This window comes from Sphingobacterium sp. B16(2022), assembly GCF_012030425.1.
Lineage (GTDB): Bacteria > Bacteroidota > Bacteroidia > Sphingobacteriales > Sphingobacteriaceae > Sphingobacterium > Sphingobacterium anhuiense.
On the sequence record NZ_JAAUVN010000003.1, the window covers coordinates 819819 to 845032 of the forward strand.

At 36.7% G+C, this 25214-nt stretch carries 25 protein-coding genes and 1 tRNA gene; 16 read left to right on the forward strand and 10 right to left on the reverse strand.

From position 1 onward, the window contains the following. Window positions 1-32: 32 nt before the first annotated feature. The 7 genes from HCX49_RS17820 (at window position 33) to HCX49_RS17850 (ending at window position 5896) form a co-directional block, all read left to right on the forward strand. Window positions 33-776 carry a DeoR/GlpR family DNA-binding transcription regulator gene (locus HCX49_RS17820; protein WP_021191414.1) on the forward strand — a complete coding sequence of 248 codons (744 nt, stop codon included), beginning with the start codon at window positions 33-35 and terminating at the stop codon, window positions 774-776. Window positions 777-831: 55 nt separating this feature from the next. After that, window positions 832-2184 (forward strand): flippase, encoded by a 1353-nt coding sequence (locus HCX49_RS17825; RefSeq protein ID WP_132769919.1) that lies wholly within the window; start codon window positions 832-834, stop codon window positions 2182-2184. A 28-nt stretch (window positions 2185-2212) separates the two neighbouring features. Further along, complete coding sequence (locus HCX49_RS17830; protein ID WP_021191412.1) at window positions 2213-2854, forward strand: SAM-dependent methyltransferase; 642 nt, start codon at window positions 2213-2215, stop codon at window positions 2852-2854. Between the two features lie 5 nt (window positions 2855-2859). Next, a complete protein-coding gene (locus tag HCX49_RS17835; RefSeq protein ID WP_132769921.1) occupies window positions 2860-3771 on the forward strand; it encodes a glycosyltransferase in 912 nt (303 codons plus the stop codon). Window position 3772: 1 nt separating this feature from the next. Further along, window positions 3773-4528: a glycosyltransferase family 2 protein gene (locus HCX49_RS17840; RefSeq protein WP_132769923.1), complete on the forward strand. Its 756-nt coding sequence runs from the start codon at window positions 3773-3775 to the stop codon at window positions 4526-4528. Next, the gene (locus HCX49_RS17845) at window positions 4528-4743 is read left to right on the forward strand and encodes a DUF3820 family protein (RefSeq protein WP_021191410.1); all 216 of its coding nucleotides are present in this window, start codon (window positions 4528-4530) and stop codon (window positions 4741-4743) included. Before HCX49_RS17840 ends, HCX49_RS17845 begins: the two co-directional genes overlap by 1 nt. A 166-nt stretch (window positions 4744-4909) precedes the next feature. Beyond that, complete coding sequence (locus HCX49_RS17850) at window positions 4910-5896, forward strand: rhodanese-related sulfurtransferase (RefSeq protein ID WP_168127804.1); 987 nt, start codon at window positions 4910-4912, stop codon at window positions 5894-5896. A 64-nt stretch (window positions 5897-5960) separates the two neighbouring features. On the opposite strand, the gene trmB is transcribed toward HCX49_RS17850, so the two are convergent. The 4 genes from trmB to HCX49_RS17870 all read right to left on the reverse strand — a co-directional run bounded on the left by trmB (window position 5961) and on the right by HCX49_RS17870 (window position 8167). Next, window positions 5961-6617, reverse strand: a complete 657-nt coding sequence (gene trmB, locus HCX49_RS17855) for a tRNA (guanosine(46)-N7)-methyltransferase TrmB (RefSeq protein ID WP_132769927.1) — start codon at window positions 6615-6617, stop codon at window positions 5961-5963. Between the two features lie 290 nt (window positions 6618-6907). Continuing rightward, window positions 6908-7417 carry a hypothetical protein gene (locus tag HCX49_RS17860; protein WP_132769928.1) on the reverse strand — a complete coding sequence of 170 codons (510 nt, stop codon included), beginning with the start codon at window positions 7415-7417 and terminating at the stop codon, window positions 6908-6910. After that, window positions 7392-7811 carry a hypothetical protein gene (locus HCX49_RS17865; protein ID WP_021191407.1) on the reverse strand — a complete coding sequence of 140 codons (420 nt, stop codon included), beginning with the start codon at window positions 7809-7811 and terminating at the stop codon, window positions 7392-7394. The genes HCX49_RS17860 and HCX49_RS17865 overlap by 26 nt, the downstream gene beginning before the upstream one ends. Window positions 7812-7897: 86 nt before the next feature. Then, window positions 7898-8167, reverse strand: a complete 270-nt coding sequence (locus HCX49_RS17870) for a YtxH domain-containing protein (RefSeq protein ID WP_021191406.1) — start codon at window positions 8165-8167, stop codon at window positions 7898-7900. A gap of 239 nt (window positions 8168-8406) precedes the next feature. On the opposite strand from HCX49_RS17870, the gene HCX49_RS17875 reads away from it, so the two are divergent. Next, window positions 8407-9945 (forward strand): YifB family Mg chelatase-like AAA ATPase, encoded by a 1539-nt coding sequence (locus HCX49_RS17875; RefSeq protein ID WP_132769930.1) that lies wholly within the window; start codon window positions 8407-8409, stop codon window positions 9943-9945. 2 nt (window positions 9946-9947) lie between these two features. Here the strand turns inward: HCX49_RS17875 and HCX49_RS17880 are convergent, their stop codons facing one another. Genes HCX49_RS17880 through rsfS form a run of 4 tightly spaced genes read right to left on the reverse strand, consistent with a single transcriptional unit; the run spans window position 9948 to window position 13774 of the window. Next, a complete protein-coding gene (locus tag HCX49_RS17880; protein ID WP_168127805.1) occupies window positions 9948-10571 on the reverse strand; it encodes a rhomboid family intramembrane serine protease in 624 nt (207 codons plus the stop codon). 4 nt (window positions 10572-10575) lie between these two features. Further along, the gene (locus HCX49_RS17885; protein ID WP_021191404.1) at window positions 10576-11223 is read right to left on the reverse strand and encodes a lactate utilization protein C; all 648 of its coding nucleotides are present in this window, start codon (window positions 11221-11223) and stop codon (window positions 10576-10578) included. A gap of 59 nt (window positions 11224-11282) precedes the next feature. After that, complete coding sequence (gene ftsH, locus HCX49_RS17890; protein WP_132769934.1) at window positions 11283-13355, reverse strand: ATP-dependent zinc metalloprotease FtsH; 2073 nt, start codon at window positions 13353-13355, stop codon at window positions 11283-11285. A 44-nt stretch (window positions 13356-13399) separates the two neighbouring features. Beyond that, on the reverse strand, window positions 13400-13774 hold the full coding sequence (rsfS, locus tag HCX49_RS17895; protein ID WP_021191401.1) for a ribosome silencing factor: 375 nt from the start codon (window positions 13772-13774) through the stop codon (window positions 13400-13402). 50 nt (window positions 13775-13824) lie between these two features. On the opposite strand from rsfS, the gene HCX49_RS17900 reads away from it, so the two are divergent. From HCX49_RS17900 to pfkA, 4 genes are all read left to right on the forward strand, one after another. Then, on the forward strand, window positions 13825-14595 hold the full coding sequence (locus tag HCX49_RS17900; RefSeq protein WP_168127806.1) for a biotin--[acetyl-CoA-carboxylase] ligase: 771 nt from the start codon (window positions 13825-13827) through the stop codon (window positions 14593-14595). 229 nt (window positions 14596-14824) lie between these two features. Further along, window positions 14825-15274, forward strand: a complete 450-nt coding sequence (locus HCX49_RS17905; RefSeq protein ID WP_132769938.1) for a protein-disulfide reductase DsbD domain-containing protein — start codon at window positions 14825-14827, stop codon at window positions 15272-15274. 266 nt (window positions 15275-15540) lie between these two features. Continuing rightward, complete coding sequence (locus HCX49_RS17910) at window positions 15541-17232, forward strand: protein-disulfide reductase DsbD family protein (protein ID WP_168127807.1); 1692 nt, start codon at window positions 15541-15543, stop codon at window positions 17230-17232. 171 nt (window positions 17233-17403) lie between these two features. Next, complete coding sequence (gene pfkA / locus HCX49_RS17915) at window positions 17404-18378, forward strand: 6-phosphofructokinase (RefSeq protein ID WP_132769942.1); 975 nt, start codon at window positions 17404-17406, stop codon at window positions 18376-18378. A gap of 64 nt (window positions 18379-18442) precedes the next feature. Here the strand turns inward: pfkA and pgi are convergent, their stop codons facing one another. Further along, complete coding sequence (pgi, locus tag HCX49_RS17920) at window positions 18443-20092, reverse strand: glucose-6-phosphate isomerase (RefSeq protein WP_168127808.1); 1650 nt, start codon at window positions 20090-20092, stop codon at window positions 18443-18445. Window positions 20093-20292: 200 nt separating this feature from the next. Here pgi and prfB point away from each other — a divergent pair. Continuing rightward, window positions 20293-21376 (forward strand): peptide chain release factor 2 gene (gene prfB, locus HCX49_RS17925; RefSeq protein WP_132769946.1). Its coding sequence is split into 2 segments (ribosomal slippage): window positions 20293-20352 and window positions 20354-21376, totalling 1083 coding nucleotides; the frame shifts between segments, so codons are not numbered across the junction. 53 nt (window positions 21377-21429) lie between these two features. Here the strand turns inward: prfB and dcd are convergent. After that, window positions 21430-21966 carry a dCTP deaminase gene (dcd, locus tag HCX49_RS17930; protein WP_132769948.1) on the reverse strand — a complete coding sequence of 179 codons (537 nt, stop codon included), beginning with the start codon at window positions 21964-21966 and terminating at the stop codon, window positions 21430-21432. A 257-nt stretch (window positions 21967-22223) separates the two neighbouring features. Between dcd and HCX49_RS17935 the strand changes: the two genes are divergently transcribed. The 3 genes from HCX49_RS17935 (at window position 22224) to HCX49_RS17945 (ending at window position 25127) form a co-directional block, all read left to right on the forward strand. Continuing rightward, on the forward strand, window positions 22224-22865 hold the full coding sequence (locus tag HCX49_RS17935; protein WP_168127809.1) for a 4'-phosphopantetheinyl transferase family protein: 642 nt from the start codon (window positions 22224-22226) through the stop codon (window positions 22863-22865). A gap of 135 nt (window positions 22866-23000) precedes the next feature. Then, a tRNA-Glu gene (locus HCX49_RS17940) sits at window positions 23001-23072 on the forward strand. A gap of 138 nt (window positions 23073-23210) precedes the next feature. Continuing rightward, window positions 23211-25127: a peptide-N-glycosidase F-related protein gene (locus HCX49_RS17945; protein WP_132769952.1), complete on the forward strand. Its 1917-nt coding sequence runs from the start codon at window positions 23211-23213 to the stop codon at window positions 25125-25127. Window positions 25128-25214: the final 87 nt, after the last annotated feature.

Sequence of the window (25214 nt, forward strand, 5' to 3'; positions counted from 1 at the left end):
ATAAATTATTTCGACTATATAAACTATCTGTCATGTTAAAAGAGGAAAGACAAGCTTTTATTATACACCAAATAAATCTGCACAATAAAGTATTATCTTCAGATTTAAGCATTCAGCTCAATGTTTCTGAAGACACCATACGTCGTGATTTAAATGAATTAGCGGAAAATGGCAAAGTACTAAAGGTTTACGGTGGAGCCTTATCCAAATCTTTTCAATTTCCTTTTCAAGATGGAAATGTTTATGCGAAAGAAGCTAAAAAGGAAATCGCTAAAAAAGCAATTACTTTACTTCAAAATGGCATGACCATTCTTGCTGGGGGAGGTACAACGATGATTGAACTTGCTCGACTAGTACCGGACAGTCTTCAATGTACCATATTTACAATCAGCCCCCTTGTTGCATTAGAATTAGCTGAAAAACCAAATTTAGAGGTTATTTTAATTGGTGGAAAACTTTCCAGGAATACAAATATCGTATCGGGATCTCAAGTAACCAATGAGCTCTCTGATATCAAAGTAGATCTTTGTTTATTAGGGACAAACAGTCTTTCCACTCAAGATGGCGTTACAGATTCTGATTGGGAAGTTGTCCAAATTAAAAAAGCCATGATTAAATGTTCAAGCAAACTAGTTATCTTAAGCATTGCCGAAAAATTAAACTCGGTTCAGAAAATGAAAGTTGTTCCAATTCATGATGTCAATTACCTTGTAACAGACCTTAATCCAACACACCCGAGCTTAATCGAATTCTCCAATACGATTAATGTATTGTAATAATACGGTGGGATTCTCATGCAAACCTCTAAAAAATCAGTAGGTTTGCATCATAATGAAAATACCGGCATTACCAGGATTTAATCCAGAGGCATTCGAAAAATATTTCAAAAACACGGGTTGGCTTTTAATGGCCCGTGTAGGATCCCTGTTTATCAAGATGTTGGTCACAACTGTTGCATTACCTTCCTACTTAGGGAGTGCAAATTTCGGTACTTACAGTTATCCATTAGTTTTGCTTGCTTTCTTTACAGGCATTTCCACAATGGGTACCGATGGCCTCATCACCCGACAAATCATTCAGCATCCTGAAAAGGAAAATGAGCTTTTAGGTTCGGCATTACGCATTCGTATCATAACGGGTTTACTCGTCTTGCCGCTTATTTACATCACTTACTTTTTCATCGCTCAGTACGCACCAGAAGCCCCAGCTGCTACTTTTAAACAGATTGTACTTGTCTCCTTTATATGCATCATACAGGCCGTTCAGATCATCGATAGCTTCTTTCAAGCGAAGGTGAAGGGTAAGATGATTATGATCGTACAGGTAGGAGGAAACATTCTTTCTGCTGCTATAAAACTGATATTAATTCTGTTAAAAGCCCCATTAGATGCTTTCATCTGGACTTTAGTTATTGATGTTCTTATTTTACAAATCGGATATTTAGCACTCTACCGTAAATTGGGACATCATATTTCCAAATGGAAATATGATGCCACTACCGCTAAAGAATTGATCAAACAAGGCTGGCCATTAGCCTTCTCTTCTTTGTTTATTACCTTTTACATGAAGATCGACCAATTGATGATCGACGCGATATTGGGTAAATCAGCATTAGGAGTTTATACGGTTGTGGTAAATTTTAGCGAAAGTTGGTATTTTATACCTGTTGCTATTTCCACATCATTATTTCCCGCCATAATGAATGCCCGAAAAGGGAGTCCTGAGTTATATCAAAAAAGACTAGGAAACTTATATGAGCTTATGGTTTTTGTTAGCGTATCTGTTGCTTTGGTTGTTACATTTCTCGCCCCTTTTATTTTTAAATATTATAAGCCAGAATATGCACCAGGACTGCATACGCTTCAAGTGCATATTTGGGCAGGTGTATTTACTTTCTTAGGAACAGCGAGTGCACAATATCTCATTGCTGAGGGACTTACAAAGATCACCTTATACCGAACAGCTTTTGGTGCAATTGTTAATGTCGTGCTGAATTATTTCTTCATACCAAAATTTGGAATTATTGGAGCTGCTTATGCAACCCTGATCGCCTATTTTGCTTCGACTTTTTTCCTTCTTTTCATTAAAAGGACTCGTCCGAATGCTATTTTAATGATAAAATCCCTCTTCCTGTTGGGGCTTTTATCTACGATAAAAGAAAGATTTTCGAAAATAAATCGTTAAGTTTATTTCCACTAATAAAATCTAAAAAATGGAAAAAACAGGTAGCTACCAATCATTATTCAATAGCAAATTAATTAAGGGGTTATTATCCTTGGCCTTTAAGGGATATTTCGTTCAGACAGGCTGGATCAACTCCTATTTAAACAAAGAATCATTAGATCCGAATGGAAATCCAATCCCTTGGCTCACTTACTCCTTTTTAGATTTTATTGATGGTCGCTTAAATAAAGATTTATTACTTTTTGAATACGGAGCAGGCAATTCAACCTTATTCTATGCAAAACATGTCAAAAAAGTAACTGCTGTAGAACATGATAAAAATTGGTTTGAACGTATCAAAAATCAAATGCCTGCCAATGTCGATATTAAGAACATTTCTTTAGAAAATGACGACTATATCAACGCAATAAATCAGGAAGACCAGCTTTTTGATATTGTTATTGTTGATGGCAGAAAGCGCGTTGCCTGCTGTAAAAGTGCCATTGAAAAATTGAGCACTGGCGGTGTATTGATATTGGACGATTCAGAAAGGGCACACTACCAACCTGCTATTGACTTTCTTTTACAACAAGGATTTAAACATATCCCTTTTTCAGGAATAGCAATCGGTGCAATACATAGAAAAGCGACATCTCTATTTTACAAAGAAAATAACTGCTTAGGAATATAACCATAATGTCAAAAGCTCCCATTATCTTATTCGTTTACAATCGACCAGATCACACTTTACGTACGTTAAAGGCACTGGAAAATAATAATCTGGCTTCCGAGTCTGAATTATTTATTTACGCGGATGCTGCTAAAAATGAGCAATCAAAGGCTGCAGTAGAACAAGTACGGGAAATTATCAGTAGAAATTGGAGATTTAAAGCTGTAACTCTTACTTTAAGGGAGTCAAATTGCGGATTAGCAGCAAATGTCATCGACGGTGTAACTAAAATTGTAAAACAATATGGTCAAGTGATCGTTCTAGAAGATGATTTAGTAACTTCCCCATTTGCTTTGCAATACTTTAATGATGCTCTAGAACTTTACCGACATCAAGATCAGGTCATGCAGATATCTGGCTATGGTTATCCCGTAAAAGATATTGAAACTCTACCTGAAACGTTTTTCTTTAGAGTAGCAAATAGTTGGGGCTGGGCAACATGGGATCGCGCTTGGAATCGTTTTAATAGCGATATTAATACCTTAACAGATGATTTTACTGCTGAGCAAATTCACCAATTTAGTATAGAGGGCAAAGAGAATTTTTGGAAGCAGGTGAAAGAATTTAAAGCTGGAAAAATCAACTCTTGGGCTATCCGCTGGTATGCATCTGTTTTTAAAAACAACGGATTAGTGCTCTATCCGCGAAATTCATTGACACAGAATATCGGTAATGATGGATCCGGAACACATACAGCAGCAGAGACGACCTATCAAGTTGTACTTGCGAATAAAAAAATAACACAATTTCCGCAAGAAATTCAAGAGCATGCCCAAGCTTATCAATCAATTAAGTATTTTTATGCCCATAGAAAAGGTTCGCTTTTACAAAGAGGAATCCGTTTTGCAAAAAAGAAACTCAACGAATTAAAAAAATAACATGTATAATAACCCCACATTTTCCATCATTACAGTCGTTTACAATAATGTGCGGGATATTGAACATACCCTAAAATCTGTTGTGAGTCAAACCTATAAACATGTAGAATACATTGTTATTGACGGCTTATCTACAGATGGAACTTTGGATGTGATCGAAAAATATAGATCACAGGTATCCGTTATTTTATCCGAAAAAGATAAAGGGATTTACGATGCAATGAATAAAGGTCTAGCGCTGGCCACAGGTGATTATGTTTTATTTCTGAATTCTGGAGATGAGTTGTACAGTAAAGAAACATTAGCAAACCTTGCTGAAGTAAGTGAAGGAGCTGATATTATTTACGGTGAAACTTTCTTAATAAACGAACAGCGAGAAATAATTGGTGAACGTCGACATAAAGTTCCCGCATATTTTAACTGGAAAAGCTTTCGCTATGGCATGAATATCTGTCACCAGGCAATCTATATCAAACGCACTATTGCCGAGCCTTATGACTTACATTACAAATTGTGTGCAGATATAGATTGGGTCATCAAAGCTGCAAAAAAGGCATCTATAGCAGTAAATGCCCATCAGCATGTTGCACGTTATTTAGTTGGTGGAATGTCCAAACAAAGGCACCGCGAATCCTTGAAAGAGCGTTATGACATATTTCAAAAATATTACGGCACAATTCCCAATCTGTTCAACCATTTTATAATTGGACTGAAAATGATTGTTTACCGTATCAAAAATGGTAATCCCGAAGACTAATGATGAATCCAGAAATACTTACTGAACTTGTAACCGTTAAAATGCCTTTTGGAAAATACCAAGGCTATACGCTCTGTAACTTACCCGAACCTTATCTGGTATGGTTCCACCAAAAAGGTTTCCCTCCAGGAAAGCTAGGTATTCAATTGGGTACATTATATGAGATAAAATTAAATGGACTCGAGTACCTACTAGAGCCATTAAAGAAAAAGTGACGAATATTATTTATTTCACCGTTTTATTTTTATGTTTCATCATGATATTTGTTCTTCAAAGGTCGATGAGAAAACGTTAAAAATTGTATAATTTCCAATTTTTAACTAAATTTGCCCTATAATTCATTTGCATTAAACGCCGTTTGCAGCGGTATCAATGAAAACTATGGCACAATATCAAACTTTACTGTACTATTGCTACAGTCCTATCGCTGACGCTGAAAAATTTGCGGCAGATCATTTAGAATTTTGTAAATCATTAAATTTAGTTGGACGTATTATCGTTGCAGACGAAGGTCTTAACGGAACGGTTTCGGGTTCACCAGAGTCTTGCCAAGCGTATATGGATGCCCTTTATGCCGATGGAAGATTTAATCATACCGAGTTTAAAATAGACGATGTTACGGAACCATCTTTTATTAAGATGCACTGCCGTTACAAAACCGAAATTGTTCACTCGGGTTTACGGGATCCAAAAATTATTGACCCCACTCAGAAAACAGGAATACATCTTGAACCTAAAGACTTCATGGAAATGAAAGACCGAGATGATGTTGTTGTTCTTGATGTACGCTCTAATTATGAACATAATGTTGGTCATTTTAGAAATGCAGTTACTTTAGACATTGAAAATTTCAGAGAATTCCCTGAAAAAGTTAAAGAACTCGAAAAATATAAAGGCAAAAAAATCTTAACCTACTGTACTGGCGGTATCAAATGTGAAAAGGCATCAGCGCTATTACTTGCAGAAGGTTTCGAAGATGTCTATCAACTACATGGTGGTATTATCAAATATGGTAAAGAGGCCGGAGGTAAAGACTTCGATGGTAAATGTTATGTCTTTGATAACAGGGTTACTGTTGATGTCAACTCTGTAAATCCTGTTGTAGTTTCAAAATGTAAGAACTGCAGAAAAGAAACACCGAAGATGATTAACTGTGCCAGCCCAATCTGCAATGAGCATTTCACACAATGTGATGAATGTGGTGAAAAACTTGAAGGCTGTTGCTCAACAGCTTGCCAAGAAGATCCGTTGAAACGCACCTATGATGGTACAGGCTACTATGTTAAGATACCTCAACCGGTCAACATCGAAAAAATAAGCAAAAGAAAACATAAAAACTTTCCTCCTAAAGCGCAAGTTGAAGCATAAATAAGAAGGCTCCATCCTAACCGGATGGAGCCTTCTTATTTATGAAATGCATTTCAGAAAAGAATTATATCTGATCAAATGACCATTTAACATAGTTTATATTTTTATCAACAGCCAAATATTTCTTCTCATAATATGTTTTAATAGACAGAACCTCATCTACTAAATCAGAATGATACAAATCTGCTGTTTCGACATGTTTAGGCAATCCTAAGATTTCAATCTGTTCTAAAGTATAATTATAAAAACCATCATTGTCAGTTTTCAGGTTCATAAATCCACCATCATTTAAAACAAACTTATAACGGCCTAGGAAAGTTGGATTGGTCAGTCTTTTTTTCTCACGGCTATCCTGCGGTTGTGGGTCTGGGAATGTAATCCAGATTTCGGAAACTTCATTTTCTGCAAAATATTCTAAAATCGTTTCAATCTGAATACGTAGAAATCCAACATTAGTAATACCTTCTTCAATAGCAGTTTTTGCTCCTCTCCAAATCCGGTTACCCTTATAGTCAACACCAATAAAATTCTTTTCAGGGAAAAGCTTCGCCAAATTGACAGTATATTCACCTTTTCCACAAGCCAACTCTACAACAATTGGATTATCATTTTTAAAATGCGTTTTAGCCCATTGACCTTTAAGCGCTTTACCTGCATCAAGTTCTACGACGTTGTCAAAAGTACCAATTTCTGCAAATTTTCTAAGTTTGTCTTTACCCATTATAATAAAATATCCTGCAAAAATAATCTTATTCTTGCAGTAATCAATAGTATAGTAAAATTAAGTGGGGAGTATGACCGATCAAAGTTTAGCCAGGAGGTCATGAAATCGTAAATGTCATTGCAACATTCAAAAATTCATCTTATAAAATAAGTAGGGATAGCTTTTATGAAACAGCTAAATATTATTAGCAATAGAATGACAAAAGAAAAATAGCTATCGCCAGCAATTCATTAATAAAGCCAACATCTGGCTTTGGTCAATAGTACTGAAGGAAACAGTTATCCTCATTAATAAGTTTCACTATAGGAAGGTATACCATATTCATTCACCTGATCTTCTACTACTGGAAGCTTCTCCATATCAACCTTTTTTTTCTTATTCTTTTTTGGTTTAATAAAATCTGTTACTTTCTCGATAATACTTGAAATTTTATCTTGATTAACCTGACCAAGAGCTTTTTCCGAAGCTAACAGAAGAAGAGCCTTTTTCAAAACACCAGCTTTTTTAAAGAAAAATCTGTTCATAACAAAAGGCACACCAATGCGCAGGGCTTTAGTTACCCAGTCTGAGTTAGTGCCACCGCTATTTTTTGTCGAAGCAAAAAGGCCTGATATGATATTTGCACCCGGAATATTAGATTTAAGCGCATTAAAAATACGTACAGGTGTCTCTATTTTATGATTCAATAATTTAACTTGAGACTTTAAATACGCTTCCTGTTCGTTCTTCAAAATCTTGAGACGCGCGATTTCTGCCTTAAGCTCTGCGAGGTTATGAATTTTGCTTTTTTTCGTCATCTTCTAAGTTTTCTTGTTTCAAATTATTTTCTTCTTCATCTGATTCATCATCCCATTTTGCAGAGAATCTGCGGATAGATAAATCCATAAATTTGGTCTCTAATTTTGGCTCTAATACACAAATCAGTAACAGTATCACCAAAAATATTACGGCTGTAGCTAAAAATCCTAAAGAATTACTACCTAATACTTCTCCCAAATAAAAACCAAGGGCAAGACAAAGGAAAAATATAATAAATAAGGTTAAAATAATTTTTGCTCCATCGACAATTAAGCTTGCGATCAAACGGGAAGATCGCTCAACGGTCTTTAGCCGAATTAAATTTAATTGCGAATCTAAATATTCCTTGGTCTTTTGGAATGTTCCACTAAGCGAGAATTTTTCTTCTTCCATTTATTTTTATTTTAACAATCAGAGGCTTTTTTAGCCTCTGATAATATGATCTATAATATTTTTTTAAGCTCTAAAACAACAGCCACTTACGCGTGTTCTGTTATTTCGTCTTCGAAGATTTCTTCCCCTTTATTGATTTTTGTTTTAAGGGTTGAAACTATTTTTTCCTTGAAGTCATTTAGCTGATCAAACTGCTCTTCTGCGCGTTCACGGATAGCATCTCCCAAATCTGCTAATGATTCATTTAACTTGTCTCTTGTCTCTGTTCCTTTATCAGGTGCGAATAAAATTCCTAAAGCGGTTCCTGCAGCTAACCCTGCCAATAATGCCACTACTACTTTACTAGTATCATTCATATTCTTAAACTTTAAATGTTAATTCTTTGCAATCCGTTCTATTCATTAATAATACAAATAGAGTAGCAAATCGTTTGCCAAAACCAATTATTTTTTGACATATGATAAATATCAATTACTACAATATAATGTATCTTATCTAAAACCACAACTTCATGCTGTTCTTCAAAGGAAAAAAATAATTCTCAAGAAATAGTTAAACCTTTTTATTAACTTTAATGATCAGTTAGACCAATTATATGTTAACAAAAACCTATAGTAGTGCAGTATATGGCATTGAAGCCACGAGTGTAGCTGTTGAAGTAAATATCACAGCAGGAACAAGATATTATATTGTTGGATTGCCCGATAATGCTGTCAAAGAAAGTTTACAGCGCATAGAAAGTGCCATTGTGTCTTGCGGTCTTCGCATGCCCAGACAAAAAATCGTTGTCAATCTTGCCCCAGCAGATATTCGCAAAGAAGGCTCAGCTTATGATCTTGCAATTGCGACAGCAATACTGGCTTCGTCTAATCAAATTAATGCGGACAAATTAACGGATTATCTGATATTGGGAGAGCTATCACTAGATGGTAAGATTCAAGCTATAAAGGGAGTGTTACCAATCGCTATTCAGGCGCTTAAGGATAATTTTAAAGGAATTATTCTTCCGAATACAAATGCAAGAGAAGCCGCAATTGTATCAAATCTTAAAATATTCGGAGTTGATAATCTGACGGAAGTAGTGGATTTTTTTAACGACAAGTATGACCTTAAGCCAACTGCTATCAATATTGAAGAAGAGTTTTTAAACAAAATCGATCATGCTGAAACTGATTTTGGTGATGTTAGAGGTCAGGAAAACATTAAAAGAGCTTTAGAAATTGCGGCATCCGGCGGTCACAACGTTATTTTAATAGGTCCGCCAGGAGCAGGTAAAACAATGCTGGCAAAGCGATTAGCGACGATCTTACCACCATTAACAATAGAAGAATCATTAGAGACCACCAAAATTCACTCTGTTGCAGGACAGCTTTTAGCCAAGGAATCGTTGATGACAACTAGGCCCTTTCGGTCTCCCCATCACACCATTTCTGATGTTGCTCTGGTCGGGGGCGGCGCAACTCCTCAACCTGGAGAGATCTCATTATCACATAATGGTGTTTTATTTCTGGATGAACTTCCTGAGTTTAAAAGAACTGTACTTGAAGTGATGCGACAACCATTGGAGTCTCGGAATATTACAATCTCAAGAGCAAAATTTTCGGTCGATTATCCAGCAAGCTTTATGTTAATTGCTGCCATGAATCCATGCCCATGTGGGTATTACAATCATCCCGAAAAAGAATGCATATGTGGAAGCAATACCGTGCAACGTTATTTAAGCAAGATATCAGGACCACTACTGGATCGGATCGATCTCCACGTGGAAGTTACACCGGTAGCATTTAAAGAGCTTGTATCTAATGAAACATCAGAAAAAAGCATCGTGGTTCGACAACGTGTCATTGCTGCCAGAAAAATTCAAAACGAACGTTTTAAACAGTATAGTGAAATCCATAATAATGCTCAAATGAGCAGTACTCAGGTTCGTGAACGCTGTCAGATAGATCAGCAGGGAACACAGCTCCTTAAAGTTGCCATGGAGAAATTAGGTTTATCAGCAAGAGCATATGACCGCATCTTAAAAGTAGCTAGAACAATCGCCGACATGGAACAAGAAACCAACATCCAGAATCATCATCTCGCTGAAGCAATACAATATAGAAGCTTAGACCGCGAGAACTGGGCAGGATAATGCTAAAATTGACTTATAAAATGTTTAAAAATCCATGGATAGAGCAACAAGGTAATAATCACTCCAGAGATTGCTCCAAATAAATGCGCATCGTGGTTGACACCGTCTTTTGAATTTTTAGATGCCCAAATACAGTAACCAAGAAAAAGTACGGCAAATATATAAGCTGGCATTGGAATGATCATAAAGATACCGAGCATCATTTTAGGATCAAACATGATATAGCTAAATAAAACGGCACAGATTGCTCCCGAAGCACCTAAACTATAATAGCCCAGATTATTTTTGTGCTGGAAAATGGTAGGAATATCACTCAGTATTAAACTGGAAATATAAATGATTGCAAATTGAAGGTGCCCCCAATCACTGACCTGGATCAATATTTTTTCTAAGCCAAATCCGAAATAATAAAATGTGATCATATTAAAAAGGAGATGCCCCCAATCTTTATGAACCATGCCACTGGTTAAAATAGTATAAATGCGTTTTTTACGATATATACTATAAGGATGTAACATCATCTCTCCCAATACTTGAGGATTTGAAAAACTATAGATACTTGAAGCCACTGTCAAAGCAAAGATAATACTCGCAACTGGAGTTAAAAAAAGGTATTCCTGTATCATATAATTAAAAACGATCCTCTAATAATAAAACATATAATTCTTTTGGTCCATGAGCCCCCAGGACCAGGCGTTTTTCGATATCTGCTGTACGGGAAGGTCCAGTGACTGTCGAAACCATTGTGGGCATTTCATTACCGTAGCGACGCTGCATATAGGATAATGCATCTTTAATATCCCAGACCATCTGCGAGGCTTTTGCAATAACAATATGGATGGGCGGATAGATTCCCAATCTACGTCCTGATGCATTAGCATTGCTGACCATGATACTACCGTTACGCGCAATCATAACTTCACAAGAAGTTATCCCTGCATCGGCTGCATCAAATTCAATTTCATCCGTATGTATAGGAAAACCGTAAGGGTTTAAAAGGTCTTGAACTCCTTTTTCCCAGGTAAATATCTTTTTAATATTATTTTCCTCCGTCAGATTAATCAAATTCTCAATCAGTTCAATCTCGCCATCACAATACAAAAACTTCCCCCCTACTGCTGTTAATTCGCGTGCAAAGGTCACATCCACAAGCTCATCTTCCTCCTGATATAAAGGTGTCTTCTGAAATTTGGGATGTGGATTTTCTGTCTTTTCTAACAGAGCTTTTCTTATTTTGCTAAGCATCTGCTCTTTGCTGCTGCTATTTTTAACATTCATTCGGTGGAATTGATAAAAAATACAGCGCTTCTTTTCAGAAGCGCTGTAGAATTAAAAATTTATGTGTTTGGATTATCCTCTTCTTTAATACCTACTTTTGGTTCTGCGCTGCTCGCCTCTTCAGGTAACACATCTAATGGAAGATCTGTTTGCGGAACACCGCCACCATCTCCACTATTCACAAACTCATCATACGTTGTTTTTGTATCAAAAGGGCGTTTTCCCAATATTTCTTCCAGATCACTTTGAAATAAGATTTCCTTCTCTAATAGTTTTTCGGCAATCGCAACTAAACCTTCTTGTTTATCTAACAATAACTGTTTTGTTCTTGCATAAACGTCAGTAATTAAATTACGTACCTCAGAATCAATTAACTCTGCCGTTTTGTCAGAATAAGGTTTATGAAATTGTTCAGATCCGTCACGGAATGAAACATTACCAACCTTATCATTCATACCATAGATAGCAACCATAGCATATGCTAATTTTGTGATTCTTTCCAAATCATTTTGTGCACCAGTAGATATACGTCCAAATGTAATATCTTCAGCTACACGGCCACCCATCGTCATACACAAACTATCAACTAACTGCTCAGTAGTATATAAAAACTGTTCCCTTGGTAAATACTGCGCATATCCCAGTGCAGCAACTCCACGAGGCACGATAGACACTTTCACCAATGGATCAGCATGCTCTAAGAACCAACCTGCAATCGCATGGCCGGCCTCATGGTAAGCAACAATTTTCTTCTCTTCTGGTGAAATGATTTTATTTTTTTTCTCAAGACCTCCAATAACACGATCTACCGCATCTTGAAAATCTTGCATATCAATCTCTGTCTTATTCTTACGTGCTGCAATTAAAGCCGCCTCATTACAAACATTGGCAATCTCTGCACCAGCAAATCCCGGAGTTTGTGCAGACAGTTTTTTAGCATCAACTTCTTCCGATAACTTTAATGGTTTCAAGTGAACTTTAAAAATATGCTCACGACCGATTAAATCGGGTTTATCAATAGAAACCTGTCTATCAAAACGTCCTGGACGCAACAATGCACTATCTAATACATCAATACGGTTGGTCGCTGCTAAAATAATAACACCTGAATCCGTTCCAAAACCATCCATCTCAACAAGAAGCTGATTTAGAGTGTTTTCGCGTTCATCATTACCGCCCATCATGGAGTTTTTACCACGCGCACGGCCTATAGCATCAATCTCATCGATAAAGATGATACATGGTGCTTTTTCTTTTGCCTGCTTAAACAAATCACGGACACGAGAAGCACCAACACCCACAAACATCTCAACAAAATCAGAACCTGATAATGAGAAGAAAGGAACTTGTGCTTCACCTGCCACAGCTTTTGCAAGTAACGTTTTACCGGTTCCTGGAGGGCCAACTAATAATGCTCCTTTAGGAATTTTACCCCCTAAATTTGTGTATTTGCGCGGGTTTTTCAAGAAATCCACAATTTCCATTACTTCTTGTTTGGCTTCTTCTAAACCTGCAACATCATTAAAAGTAATATTAATGGAAGACTCTTTATCAAACAGCTGTGCTTTAGATTTACCAATATTAAATATCTGACCGCCACCACCAGCGCCACCACCATTCATACGACGCATCAAGAATAACCATAATAATACCATCACAACAAGTGGTAAAATAAAGGTCACAAAATAATTAGCCCATGGGTTAGAACGATCTTCATAACTTACACTTAATCGCGGCGTACCTGCAGGAAGATTTTCTTGCGCCGCTTTTAAGTTTGAAGCTAAAATATCAGCCGAAGCTTCAGTAAAGTAATATTGAGGGCCTACTTCAGGGTTCAATGACAATGCATTTGCTCCTGGAGCCACATTTTTATATTTTTCATCTTTTAAACGATCTTTCTTGATATAAACATCAATATGTACAAGATCATTTTTCTTAGTACCTTCTAATCTTTCTACATCACCTGTTGGTAAAATGGTAGATTCAAATTCACTGTACGTGATTTTTTTAGCCGAATTATCACTAAAAACGTATTGTAGGGCAAAAAAAACCAATATCAAAGCAAAACTAAGCCACATGACATTAAACTTGGGCGGTTTTGGGGTTATTTTACCAGTTGGTATTTTCTTCATTCTTTCTTATTTATATCGTTTTAATTCTATTTTTTCTATCTTAATTAAGCACTTTGAAAGTCTTGAATTTGAGCGTCGCCCCATAGATCCTCGATCGCATACAGTGCCCTTTTTTCTTTCTTGAAGATATGAACAACTACATCTACAAAGTCAAGTATCAACCATTCGCCAAGACTCTGGCCTTCTTTATATTGTGGATCTTGACCAAATGTTTTATAGACTTCATCTTCTACACTTTTCGCGATTGCTTGCGCTTGAATATGGGAGTCTGCATGACAAATTACAAAATAATCGGAAACAGAACTGTTAATATTTCTCAAATCCAATCGCACTATTTCATTTGCTTTCTTCTCTTGCATTCCATATACCACCACCTCTGACAGTCGCGTTGACAATTCTGAACTTTTATTTTTATCCATTAAAAAAAATTATAGTTTTGACTATTGTATACAATTAAAAAATTATCACCTTGCAAAATAACACATTTTCAGGACTTATTATCGGTCAAAATGTAATTACTGTCGATCGAGTGGCATCCACAAATGATTATTTTAAAGAAAACTTGTCAAAATTCAAGCCACAGGACGAAGGTTCTGCCATTTTAGCAGTAGAACAATTCGCGGGGAAAGGTCAGAGGGGTAATATTTGGAAAAGCGAACCTGGTAAAAATATCATTACATCAATCCTCATTTACCCGCATTTTTTAAGAATAGATCAGCAATTTACCTTATCGTGCGCCATATGTCTCGGAATATTTAACTGGTTAAAAACAAAAACCAACCAAAAAGTGCAAATCAAATGGCCAAACGATATTTATGTTAATGACCAAAAAATAGTAGGTGTACTAATTGAGAACACGATAAAAGGAAATAAAATCGCAACAAGTATTATTGGGATCGGTATTAATATAAATCAGACGTCATTTGGCGATACCCAACATATTACCTCACTAAAATCGATCACCAAACAAGAAAAACCCTATCACATACGATCGCTAGCGACAGAACTTTATCAATTTTTAGATATAGAGTACAAACGGTTAAAAAACCAGGATCAAGATCAACAACTATTAGCATTCAATCAAAATCTTTTTAGAAGAAATGAGATGAAAAGATATATAGTCAATAAAACAAAAATTGAAGGGAAAATAATACAAGTACTTTCAAATGGCCTATTACAGATTCAAATCGCAAATGATATAAAAGAGTTCAATCTCCAAGAGATTAAATATGTCCTTTAAGCAACAAAATATTTACCCTGCTCCGATAAATATATTGGACCAAAAAAGTAAATTTGCTAAAAGAAATTAAACTTTAGCTATTTCCTAAGGTCTTATAGCAAGAGCATGATTTGTATAGAAAGTTTTTAATATTAAATATGCTGATGAAACCATCAATGCCTATCGTTTACTAAAAACAATAAATATGCTAATGATAGCTTTGTAACAATACAAAAAACAAATATATTCCATGAAAAAATTAACATTACTAATAGCAGTACTATTTTTTGCTATTTCAGGAGCAGTAGCTCAAATCCACGATCCTGTTAAATGGACTGTTGCTTCAAAAAAATTAAATGATAAGGAAGCAGTTATCTTTATCAAAGCCACTATTCAGGACGGTTGGCACATTTATTCTCAAAATGTCGGTGAAAATGGTCCTATACCAACCTCATTTACGTTCCCTGCATCTAAAGATTACGCGCTAAACGGTAAAACAGCTGAACCTAAAGCAGCAACAAAATACGAAGAAGTCTTTAAAATGAATGTAGGCTACTTTAAAAAAGAGGTAATTTTTCAGCAAAAAGTAAAATTAAATAAAGGAACAACAACTGTAAAAGGAAGTGTAGAATACCAAGCTTGCGATAAAACACAATGTCTTCCACCAACAGATTATGCATTTTCTGTAGCAATCAAGTAAAAATTAGCAACATATATTTGAACAAAACGCTATTCAGCTAATTCATTATGGTTAGTTGAATAGCGTTTTCTTATTAGCGTGCGAATTCAAAATCACTTCATGAAATGTTAATTTTCTGCGATTTATTATAATTACCCTTGTAATGAAGTATAAACGCCTGTAAGATTGCCTTTAGAAAGTAAAATTGACTTTACAACTACTAAACAATAAGGTGATTCTCAATGTCTTTTTTTAATTTTACAAATTATCTTAGAACTCTATATATAATGGCTAAAAAGAAACTATTTTTAATCTACTTCGTTATTTTCAGTTTATTTATTCCTGTTCTTTCTTTTGCAACAGCACAAGACTCTTTACTTAGTGTGGAAGGAATCGAATTTTCAGAATCTGCTGATACAACATCCCCTGTTGAAGTGACAGAGGATTTGGTTTTCTCTGAAAGTCCTGATACCCTCAGTCAGGATACAACTAAAGCCATGACGCAAACAGCAATTGATCAAGCTCCCGAAGAAAAAAAATCACTTTGGGGTATTTTCATCGCAGGTTTAGTGGGAGGTTTTATGGCATTATTGATGCCTTGTATCTTTCCAATGTTACCGTTGACTGTCAGTTTCTTTACGAAACAATCAGGATCAAGAGCCAGTGGAATAAGTAAAGCTTTACTATATGGATTATTTATCATCATCATCTATGTTGCGTTGGGCATGATCATTACCATTTTATTTGGTTCTGACGCACTTAATGCACTTTCTACAAATGGTATCTTTAACTTTTTATTCTTCCTATTACTAGTCGTTTTTGCAGCGTCATTTTTTGGTGCATTTGAAATTACACTACCAAGTTCATTTGTCAATAAAATGGATGCCAAATCGGACAAAGGTGGTTTGGTTGGTCTATTCTTTATGGCATTTAGCCTTTCTTTAGTTTCCTTTTCCTGTACAGGACCTATTATAGGTACGTTGTTGGTGGAAGCAGCATCTAAAGGCGAGCGCTTAGGGCCAGCAATCGGTATGCTTGGTTTTTCTATTTCTTTAGCAATTCCTTTTGCATTATTCGCAATGTTCCCTTCATTATTAAAATCCCTTCCAAAATCAGGAGGCTGGTTAAATAGTGTAAAAGTAGTCCTAGGATTTCTGGAGTTAGCCTTAGCATTAAAATTCCTATCAAATGTTGATCTTGCCTACCATTGGAATTGGTTTGATCGTGAAGTATTTCTTTCCTTATGGATCGTTATTTTCGGTTTAATGGGTCTCTACCTTATTGGTAAAATTAAGTTTTCTCATGATAGTGAGCTAAAATTCTTATCCGTACCACGTACATTTTTAGCGATAACAGTCTTTGCTTTTGTGATGTACATGATACCAGGACTATGGGGGGCTCCTTTGAAATCCATATCCGCATTTTTACCACCATCAGCAACTCAGGATTTTGATTTATCTGCTGGAATAGCAAGTGCACCGGTATACTCGGATGGCAAAGTAAAAAAATATGCAGAGATATTCCACGAACGTGGTACTCCAAAAGGATTTGATCCTTACTATGACTACGACCAAGCCTTAGAAACTGCTAAAGAATTGAACAAGCCTGTTCTAATCGATTTTACAGGCTGGAACTGTGTAAACTGCCGTAAAATGGAAGCAAACGTATGGACAGATCCTAACGTAGCCAAATTATTGAAAGAAGGTTTCGTAATGGCTGAACTTTTTGTCGATGACCGTACGGAGTTACCTGAAGAAGAGCAGATTATTTCAACTTATTCAAAAAAGAAAATCAAGAATATTGGAAACAAAAATTCAGATTTTCAAGCGTCGAAATTTAACAGTAATTCACAGCCTCTTTATGTGATTGTCGATACGCAAGGAAACGTGTTGGTTCCACCTTCAGGAGCAAATTACGATCCTATTGCCTATGCGCAATACTTACAAAGTGGAATTGACGCCTTCAATGCTAAAAAGTAACGGCTTCACGGGCCGTAGATTTTGTTGAATCGATCCCGATTCGAGCAAAGAATAAAAGCAATCGCAACTTATTTGGGTGATCAATTTACAAATAGATAACCCAAATAAGTTGTTTTTTTCATTCAACTGGTTTATATTGCAAACCGAAATACGATTTATTAAGTTTGAATTATGAGTAATATTAAAAATATAGCAGTATTAACTTCTGGAGGAGATGCTCCAGGAATGAATGCTGCCATTCGCGCGGTAGTTAGAGCAGGTATATATAATGGTTTAAATGTTTTTGGTGTTAAAAGAGGATATGACGGCTTGGTCAGTGGCGATATGTATGCTATGGACGTTAAATCTGTCGCTAACATCATACAACGTGGTGGCACCATTTTAAAAACAGCAAGAAGTGATGAATTCAGAACTATTGAAGGACGCCAAAAAGCTTATGAAAATGTAAAAGCGGCAGGTATCGATGCTTTAGTCGTAATTGGTGGCGATGGAACTTTTACAGGTGCATCCAAATTTCTAGAGGAATTTGATATTCCTATCATCGGTCTTCCTGGTACAATTGACAATGATCTTGCTGGGACTGACTTTACAATAGGTTATGATACGGCTATCAATACAGTTATACAGGCTGTTGATAAAATTAGAGATACAGCAGAATCTCATGACCGTCTTTTTGTAATTGAAGTGATGGGTAGAGATTCGGGATTGATTGCGCTAAGATCGGGTATCAGTACAGGTGCTGAAGCCGTTTTAATCCCTGAATTTAATGTGGATTACGATGCCATCATGAAACGCTTAGATAAAACGCGTAAAAGCAAATCATCACGTATCATCATCGTTGCCGAAGGTGATTCGGAAGGTGGAATGGTTGTGTCAGAAAGAATCAAAGCAAACTTTCCTAAGTATGATGTTCGATTATCGATATTAGGTCATATACAGCGCGGTGGAAGCCCGACTTGTATGGATAGAGTATTGGCCAGCAGATTAGGTGTTGCCGCTGTAGAGGCTCTACTAGAGGGTCGCAAAGGTGAAATGGTGGGTTTAGTTCATGGCGAAATACAATTTATATCGTTCAAAAAAGCAATTAAACACATTGATTCAATCAATCAGGATTTATTAAGAATAGTTGAAATTCTATCCTTATAAAAAATAACAACATAAAAAAACCGGGATTAAAACATTAACCCCGGTTTTTTTATTTCCTTAACACTTATAAACGCCAAGCTTTATATTGATTTATCAAACCATTTGTCGACGAATCATGCGTCGTAATGATATCTTCTGACTCTAATTCTGGTAAAATTTGACCCGCAAGCTGCTTCCCTAATTCTACCCCCCATTGATCAAAACTGAAGACATTCCAGATAATGCCCTGTACAAATATTTTATGCTCATAAAGTGCAACCAAAGTACCCAAAGAACGTGGTGTTACTTTTTTAAGCAAAATAGAGTTACTCGGTCTATTTCCTTCAAACACCTTAAATGCTTTCAGCTTTTCAATTTCTTCTTCCGATTTACCCGCTGCCTTTAGTTCAGCAACAACAACTTCCTCAGATTTTCCATTCATCAATGCTTCTGTTTGCGCAAAAAAATTAGAAAGTAACATCTGATGATGCTTGCCTATAGGGTTTAAGCTAATGGCAGGTGCAATAAAATCACAAGGGATTAATTTAGTTCCTTGATGTATCAGTTGATAAAAAGCGTGCTGTCCATTTGTACCAGGCTCACCCCAGATAATTGGACCTGTTTGATAATCCACAGCTTTACCGTTACGATCCACACACTTACCATTACTCTCCATATCTCCCTGTTGGAAATACGCCGCGAAACGATGTAAATATTGATCATATGGTAAGATCGCGTGACTTTCTGCTTCAAAAAAGTTATTATACCAAATACCCAACAAAGCTAGAGTAACCGGAATATTCTCTTCAAAAGCTGCTGTTCTAAAATGCTCATCGGCCTCAAATGCGCCCGTTAATAATTCTTTGAAATGATCAAAACCAACAGCTAAGCTGATCGATAAACCGATCGCAGACCATAGGGAGTAACGTCCACCAACCCAATCCCAGAATTGAAACATATTTTTAGTGTCGATACCAAATGCGGCAACAGCAGCGGTATTCGTGCTCAAAGCAGCAAAATGCTTCGCAACATCGGTCTGTTGTGCTCCACTTGTCAAGAACCAATCTCGAGCAGTATTCGCATTTGCCATCGTTTCCTGTGTTGTAAAAGTTTTTGATGCAATCAGGAATAAGGTTGTCTCTGGATCAAGGTTTTTAATAGCCTCGGCAATATGTGTTCCATCCACATTAGATACAAAATGCATATTTAAATGTGTGCGATAAGCCTTTAAAGCCTCCGTCACCATTACTGGACCTAAATCAGATCCTCCGATACCAACATTCACCACATCGGTAATGGTTTTTCCAGTATAGCCTTTCCATTCACCAGATAGAATGCGGTTTGTGAATGACTCCATCTGTGCCAAAACAGCATTTACATCTTTCATGACGTCTTGACCATCAACAAATATTGCTTTTCCAGATTGATTGCGCAAAGCCGTATGCAATACCTGACGGCCTTCTGTTTCATTGATTTTCTCACCCTGAAACATTGCTTCTATGGCTTCGCTTAATTGGCACTCTTTTGCCAACTGGCGTAACAAAGCTAACGTCTCATCGTTCACTCTATTTTTTGAATAATCTAAGAGCAAATCATTAAATTCAATACTATATTTCTCAAATCTAAAATCATCTGCAGCAAATAAATCTTTCAAGCTATGCTCGTTTATACTAATATAATGATCGGCTAAATAGCGGTAAGCCGCTGTCTGAGTAAAATCTATTTTTGGTAACATATTTTTCTATTTTAATCAAACTTAGATAAATTTGTTTTATTTACAATGTTAATTGTACCATATCTATAAACAAAGTTATCGATTTCTCCTCTTCCATTAAAAACTGTACTATTGAGGAAATATAAAAATTTATCCCGATCACTGAAGTTCATATCGCAGCTTTTTGGGCATTTCCTATAGAAAGCCGTATCTTTGTTATTATGACCAAAGAACAAATTCAAGATTTGAGGGATCGTGTAACTTCCCTGAGGAGGCATCTTTGACATCGATGTCAAAAAAGAACTGCTAGAAAAAGACCAAGAAATTACCTTACAACCTAATTTTTGGGACGATTCAAAAGCTGCAGAAAAAATATTACAGTCTATCAAAGTACAGAAGGTATGGACGGATCACTTTGATTCGGTCGCGGCAGCTGTCGATGATACGGGTGTATTATATGAATTCTATCAAGCCGGCGACGCTACGGAAGCGGAGCTCAATGAACAGTATCATATTGCTTTAGAAGCGGTGGAAGAATTAGAATTCAAGAACATGCTAAGCGCCGAAGAAGATCAGCTGGACGCCATTCTGCAGATTACTGCTGGAGCCGGCGGAACAGAAAGTTGTGACTGGGCGGCCATGTTGATGCGTATGTATATCATGTGGGGTGAGAAAAATGGTTATAAAGTAACTGAACAGGATTCGCAAGAGGGAGAAGTTGCAGGAATAAAAACTGTCACGCTCCAAATTTCCGGAGATTTTGCATATGGTTATCTAAAGGGTGAAAATGGTGTCCACCGTTTAGTTCGTATTTCACCCTTTGATTCAAACGGCAAGCGTCATACTTCATTTGCCTCTGTATACGTCTATCCATTAATTGATAACAACATTGAAATCGAGGTCAAAGATTCTGAAATTGAGTGGGATACTTTCCGTGCAGGTGGTGCTGGAGGTCAAAACGTAAATAAAGTAGAAACTGCAGTACGATTACACCATAAGCCAACTGGTATTATCATTAAAAATCAGGAATCTAGATCACAATTACAAAATAAAGAAAATGCCTTTCGACTCTTGAAATCACAACTGTATGAAATCGAAATGCGGAAACGCCAAGAGGCAACCGACGCAATCGAGGGTAATAAAAAGAAAATCGAGTGGGGATCTCAAATAAGAAACTATGTATTACACCCCTATAAATTAATTAAAGATTTAAGAACCAATTACGAAACCTCTAATACACAATCTGTGCTAGACGGTGACTTGGACGAATTCTTAAAAGCCTATTTAATGGAATTTGGAGGTTAAGCAGATTTCAAACGAAAAGAGCAAAGATTTTAAAATCTTTGCTCTTTTTTATTTTAAAATGAGTTTTTCCACATCATAGACTCCACAGGCTTGGTCGTCTTGATATTATATTTTGCATTACCCTTTGTATTATAAAGAGTTTCCACCTCTCCTTCAACTACGAAATAAATAAGTTGTCCTATTGGCATTCCTGCATAGATGCGAACAGGCTGTGCACATGAAATCTCCAATGTCCACGTATTACAAAATCCAACATCACCCTTTCCAGCAGTAGCATGAATATCGATACCTAAACGACCCGTACTCGATTTTCCTTCTAAGAAGGGAACATGTTTATGCGTTTCGGTATATTCTAACGTGACCCCGAGGTATAATGTATTAGGCTCTAAAACAAATCCCTCTTCCGGAATTTCAAAATGATCAATCTCATTATGATGTTTCGCATCTAAAACACGGTTTTTATAGGTCGCCAGATGTTTACCTAAGTGAACATCGTACGAGTTTGTCCCCAAGCATTTACGATCATATGGTTCAATAACGATATTGCCATTTTCAATTTCTTCTAGTATACGTTTATCCGATAAAATCATGATTATTCAATATTTATATAGGTTAAAGTTGACTCTCAATCGTTTAGAAAAGTGAACAGCAACCATTTTTTTCAAAAATACGGTAATCGTTGATATTTTACAGCATTTCCTAATATTTCTTCTGGAAATATTAGGTATTAATTTTTATCATGCTTCATCAGGTCCTAGTAAGTTCATATCAAAAAATAAAGCTGAAAAACCGCTTATTTACAGACGAAGCTCCTTTTAAATGAAAACAAATTTAACTAAGTTTGATTATGAGCTTAGTATATCTACGAGAATTGGATCAGCATACCAAATTTGCAATTTGGCGTATTGAAGAAGATGAACAAACATTGTCTAATCAACTGCAATTAGACGCATTAGAAGAACAGAAACTCATCAGCCTATCCAATGGCAAACGTCGTTTACATTGGCTCGCCACACGCGTCCTTTTACGCACGTTATTAAACACGACTGCTTATATTGATTGTCCTTCTGATGCAAATGGAAAACCATACCTAGCTAATTTTCCGCAAAAAATATCACTCACTCATTCTTTTGATTATGCGGGAGCGATCATCAGTTCGGTGGGCGAGGTAGGTATTGATATGGAGCTTATCAAATCTAAAGTGGAGCGCATTGTACATAAATTCTTAAAAGAAGAAGAACTGGACTTTATCACCTCGGGCGAAAACCGTATAGCGCAGCTCTATGCTTGTTGGAGTGCTAAAGAGGCTGTGTATAAATTGCAGGGTAATAGTGGCGTCTCCTTTCTACATAATATGACCATTGCTCCTTTTCAATATCAGGATGAAGGAATTTTGAAATTACATTTAAAAAGTGAATATCACGATTGTCACTTCGATGTTCATTATGAGAAGTTCAATGCGTATTTACTAGCTTATGTGGTCGAATAAGCTTGATTTACCCTCAAATAAAGACCTTGTAAAAAAATAATTTTATTCAAATTCAAAGAGTTACGTAAAAGAGAGTACATTTATTTTGCAAGAGTAAAAAATGCGCTTATCTTTGCATCACATTAATAAACAAATGGCCCGTTCGTCTAGGGGTTAGGACGTTAGATTTTCATTCTAGAAACAGGGGTTCGATTCCCCTACGGGCTACGAAAAGCGACTTCAAAAGAGTCGCTTTTTTTATTGATCAAAATTTGAGATGCAAATAATGCCACACCTTCCTCGTAATAAGATTGCGTAAAACATCTTATCTTTATGCAGTTTCTTAAATAATATTTCTTCAAATTAATGAACATAAAATCTTTCCTAACCCTATTTTGTCTCATCATCTGTTATAGAGCCGTTGCTCAAAAGCCAGCGATAAGCCACATTGTTACGCATAACCGTGCGACTATTATTTGCGATCCCATTAAAGGAGAAAAGCCATACCCTGCATGGGGTCTATTTCCTAAAACAGATGCTTCCATCAGAAAAATAACCATGCACGTTACCTTGGGAAGCCCCGATAGTCTCCATACTGCCCACTGGGATTATTTGGATCATATTATATTGCGTCGCAAAGGCGGTACAAATGGTTCTGAACTTAACTATGAACTGGGTAGGATGCTTACACCATATGGCAGTATTTACAACAAAGGATGGAACTGGAAATGGCAGGTTGATGTCACAGACTTCGCCCCGTTTCTCCGAGATAGTGTGGAAATTGTATATGTGCATTCAGGCTTTGAAGATAAAACAGTCGGTTGGGCGCTTACGATAGATTTTGAGATCTTATCCGGTCCTCCTGTTGTTACACCACTTGGTATAAAACCTTTATGGAATAAGGCCTATAAATATGGAGATCCCAACGAGAAGATTGAGGATAACCTTTTACCGGTAAATTATGAGTCTACAGCTGGAACGGCATTAAGCAGAATACGCATACAGCATACCGGTCATGGAATGGACAAACCACGTGGCTGCAGTGAGTTTTGCAGCCGCTGGCGCGAAATTTCTGTAGACGGAAAAATCGTTGATAAACGTGATATGTGGAAAAAATGTGGCGACAACCCACTTTACCCACAAGGTGGTACCTGGATATTTGACCGGGCGTACTGGTGTCCGGGCGACCTACAACAACCTGATGTGATCGATGTATGGACAAAGCCAGGCAGTCATCAAGTATCTTTATTAATGGAGCCTTATACAGCCACCGACAACATACAGGCTGCTGAAAATATAGCCGCGTATTTGTTTGAGTACACCGCCCCGAATCAAAAAACAGATGTCTCTGTGGAAGCTATAATGGTTCCCAATGATGAACAACGATTTTCCCGTTTAAATCCGGCTAGCTCAGGCCCTCGGATAATGTTTAGAAACTTAGGTTCAGACCCTGTTCGTTCACTCACTATTGTATATGGAACACAGGGTTTTCCGACTAAAACATTCCATTGGAAAGGAAATCTTCCTTTCAATCAAGTTGCCGAAGTGATACTCCCCGGGGAGATTCAGGAAAAAGATGGCGAAAATGTATTTCTTGTCACGCTTAATCAACCCAACGGAAAGAAAGATGCTTGGTCCGGAGACAATAACATGCAAGCCACCTTTACTGCTGCACAGAAATTTCCAGCAACTTTTGTTCTACAGTTTTTAACGAATAATAAGCCTAAAGACAACAGCATTTTCCTTTTAAATGCTAAACAAGATACAATCTTTCAAAAAACCGCAACGCAATTAGAACCTGTGACCTTATACACAGATACGATACACCTCTCGGAAGGTAAACATTCACTACGTCTCATCGATACTGCAAGCAATGGATTACAATTCTGGGCACAGCCGGCAAATGGAGATGGTCATCTTCGCATATTTGATCTAAAAGGAAATTTGATCCATGCATTCGAAAGCGATTGCGGGATCGGTGAAATGTTCAGTTTCAATGCTGTGAAGGGGTTAGAATTCAATACCACAACAGGCAGATACGCCTTTTCTCTCTATCCAAGATCAGTGGTCGACAATACGCAATTAAATGTCGTATCCAATAAACCAAGCGATATGACCGTGCAGATCACTGTTGATGGCACCGTATGGCAGAAACATGAGTATAAAGCTATTAAAAATGCTACATTCGACTATGATCTTAAACACCTCCCTTCAGGAAGAATAATTTTAGAAGCCTTTATGGATGGTATTAGCCAATTTAAAGGCCGCATCAACAAAAGATAATAGTAGGAAAGAAGTTACAATCTTCAACTTGCCCATCTAAAAAAAGCGACCTAGCCGTCGCTTTTTTTAGATGGTATATACTTTCAT

What these genes read in the sequence shown, in the direction of transcription:
- HCX49_RS17825 (WP_132769919.1), top strand. Translation starts at nt 832, where the DNA reads ATGAAAATACCGGCATTACCAGGATTTAATCCAGAGGCATTCGAAAAA.
- HCX49_RS17875 (WP_132769930.1), top strand. Translation starts at nt 8,407, where the DNA reads ATGTTAACAAAAACCTATAGTAGTGCAGTATATGGCATTGAAGCCACG.
- HCX49_RS17905 (WP_132769938.1), top strand. Translation starts at nt 14,825, where the DNA reads ATGAAAAAATTAACATTACTAATAGCAGTACTATTTTTTGCTATTTCA.
- HCX49_RS17880 (WP_168127805.1), bottom strand. Translation starts at nt 10,571, where the DNA reads ATGATACAGGAATACCTTTTTTTAACTCCAGTTGCGAGTATTATCTTT.
- HCX49_RS17830 (WP_021191412.1), top strand. Translation starts at nt 2,213, where the DNA reads ATGGAAAAAACAGGTAGCTACCAATCATTATTCAATAGCAAATTAATT.
- HCX49_RS17835 (WP_132769921.1), top strand. Translation starts at nt 2,860, where the DNA reads ATGTCAAAAGCTCCCATTATCTTATTCGTTTACAATCGACCAGATCAC.
- HCX49_RS17870 (WP_021191406.1), bottom strand. Translation starts at nt 8,167, where the DNA reads ATGAATGATACTAGTAAAGTAGTAGTGGCATTATTGGCAGGGTTAGCT.
- HCX49_RS17910 (WP_168127807.1), top strand. Translation starts at nt 15,541, where the DNA reads ATGGCTAAAAAGAAACTATTTTTAATCTACTTCGTTATTTTCAGTTTA.
- trmB (WP_132769927.1), bottom strand. Translation starts at nt 6,617, where the DNA reads ATGGGTAAAGACAAACTTAGAAAATTTGCAGAAATTGGTACTTTTGAC.
- HCX49_RS17845 (WP_021191410.1), top strand. Translation starts at nt 4,528, where the DNA reads ATGATGAATCCAGAAATACTTACTGAACTTGTAACCGTTAAAATGCCT.
- HCX49_RS17850 (WP_168127804.1), top strand. Translation starts at nt 4,910, where the DNA reads ATGGCACAATATCAAACTTTACTGTACTATTGCTACAGTCCTATCGCT.
- HCX49_RS17820 (WP_021191414.1), top strand. Translation starts at nt 33, where the DNA reads ATGTTAAAAGAGGAAAGACAAGCTTTTATTATACACCAAATAAATCTG.
- dcd (WP_132769948.1), bottom strand. Translation starts at nt 21,966, where the DNA reads ATGATTTTATCGGATAAACGTATACTAGAAGAAATTGAAAATGGCAAT.
- HCX49_RS17945 (WP_132769952.1), top strand. Translation starts at nt 23,211, where the DNA reads ATGAACATAAAATCTTTCCTAACCCTATTTTGTCTCATCATCTGTTAT.
- pgi (WP_168127808.1), bottom strand. Translation starts at nt 20,092, where the DNA reads ATGTTACCAAAAATAGATTTTACTCAGACAGCGGCTTACCGCTATTTA.
- pfkA (WP_132769942.1), top strand. Translation starts at nt 17,404, where the DNA reads ATGAGTAATATTAAAAATATAGCAGTATTAACTTCTGGAGGAGATGCT.
- HCX49_RS17860 (WP_132769928.1), bottom strand. Translation starts at nt 7,417, where the DNA reads ATGACGAAAAAAAGCAAAATTCATAACCTCGCAGAGCTTAAGGCAGAA.
- HCX49_RS17865 (WP_021191407.1), bottom strand. Translation starts at nt 7,811, where the DNA reads ATGGAAGAAGAAAAATTCTCGCTTAGTGGAACATTCCAAAAGACCAAG.
- HCX49_RS17840 (WP_132769923.1), top strand. Translation starts at nt 3,773, where the DNA reads ATGTATAATAACCCCACATTTTCCATCATTACAGTCGTTTACAATAAT.
- HCX49_RS17935 (WP_168127809.1), top strand. Translation starts at nt 22,224, where the DNA reads ATGAGCTTAGTATATCTACGAGAATTGGATCAGCATACCAAATTTGCA.
- ftsH (WP_132769934.1), bottom strand. Translation starts at nt 13,355, where the DNA reads ATGAAGAAAATACCAACTGGTAAAATAACCCCAAAACCGCCCAAGTTT.
- HCX49_RS17885 (WP_021191404.1), bottom strand. Translation starts at nt 11,223, where the DNA reads ATGAATGTTAAAAATAGCAGCAGCAAAGAGCAGATGCTTAGCAAAATA.
- rsfS (WP_021191401.1), bottom strand. Translation starts at nt 13,774, where the DNA reads ATGGATAAAAATAAAAGTTCAGAATTGTCAACGCGACTGTCAGAGGTG.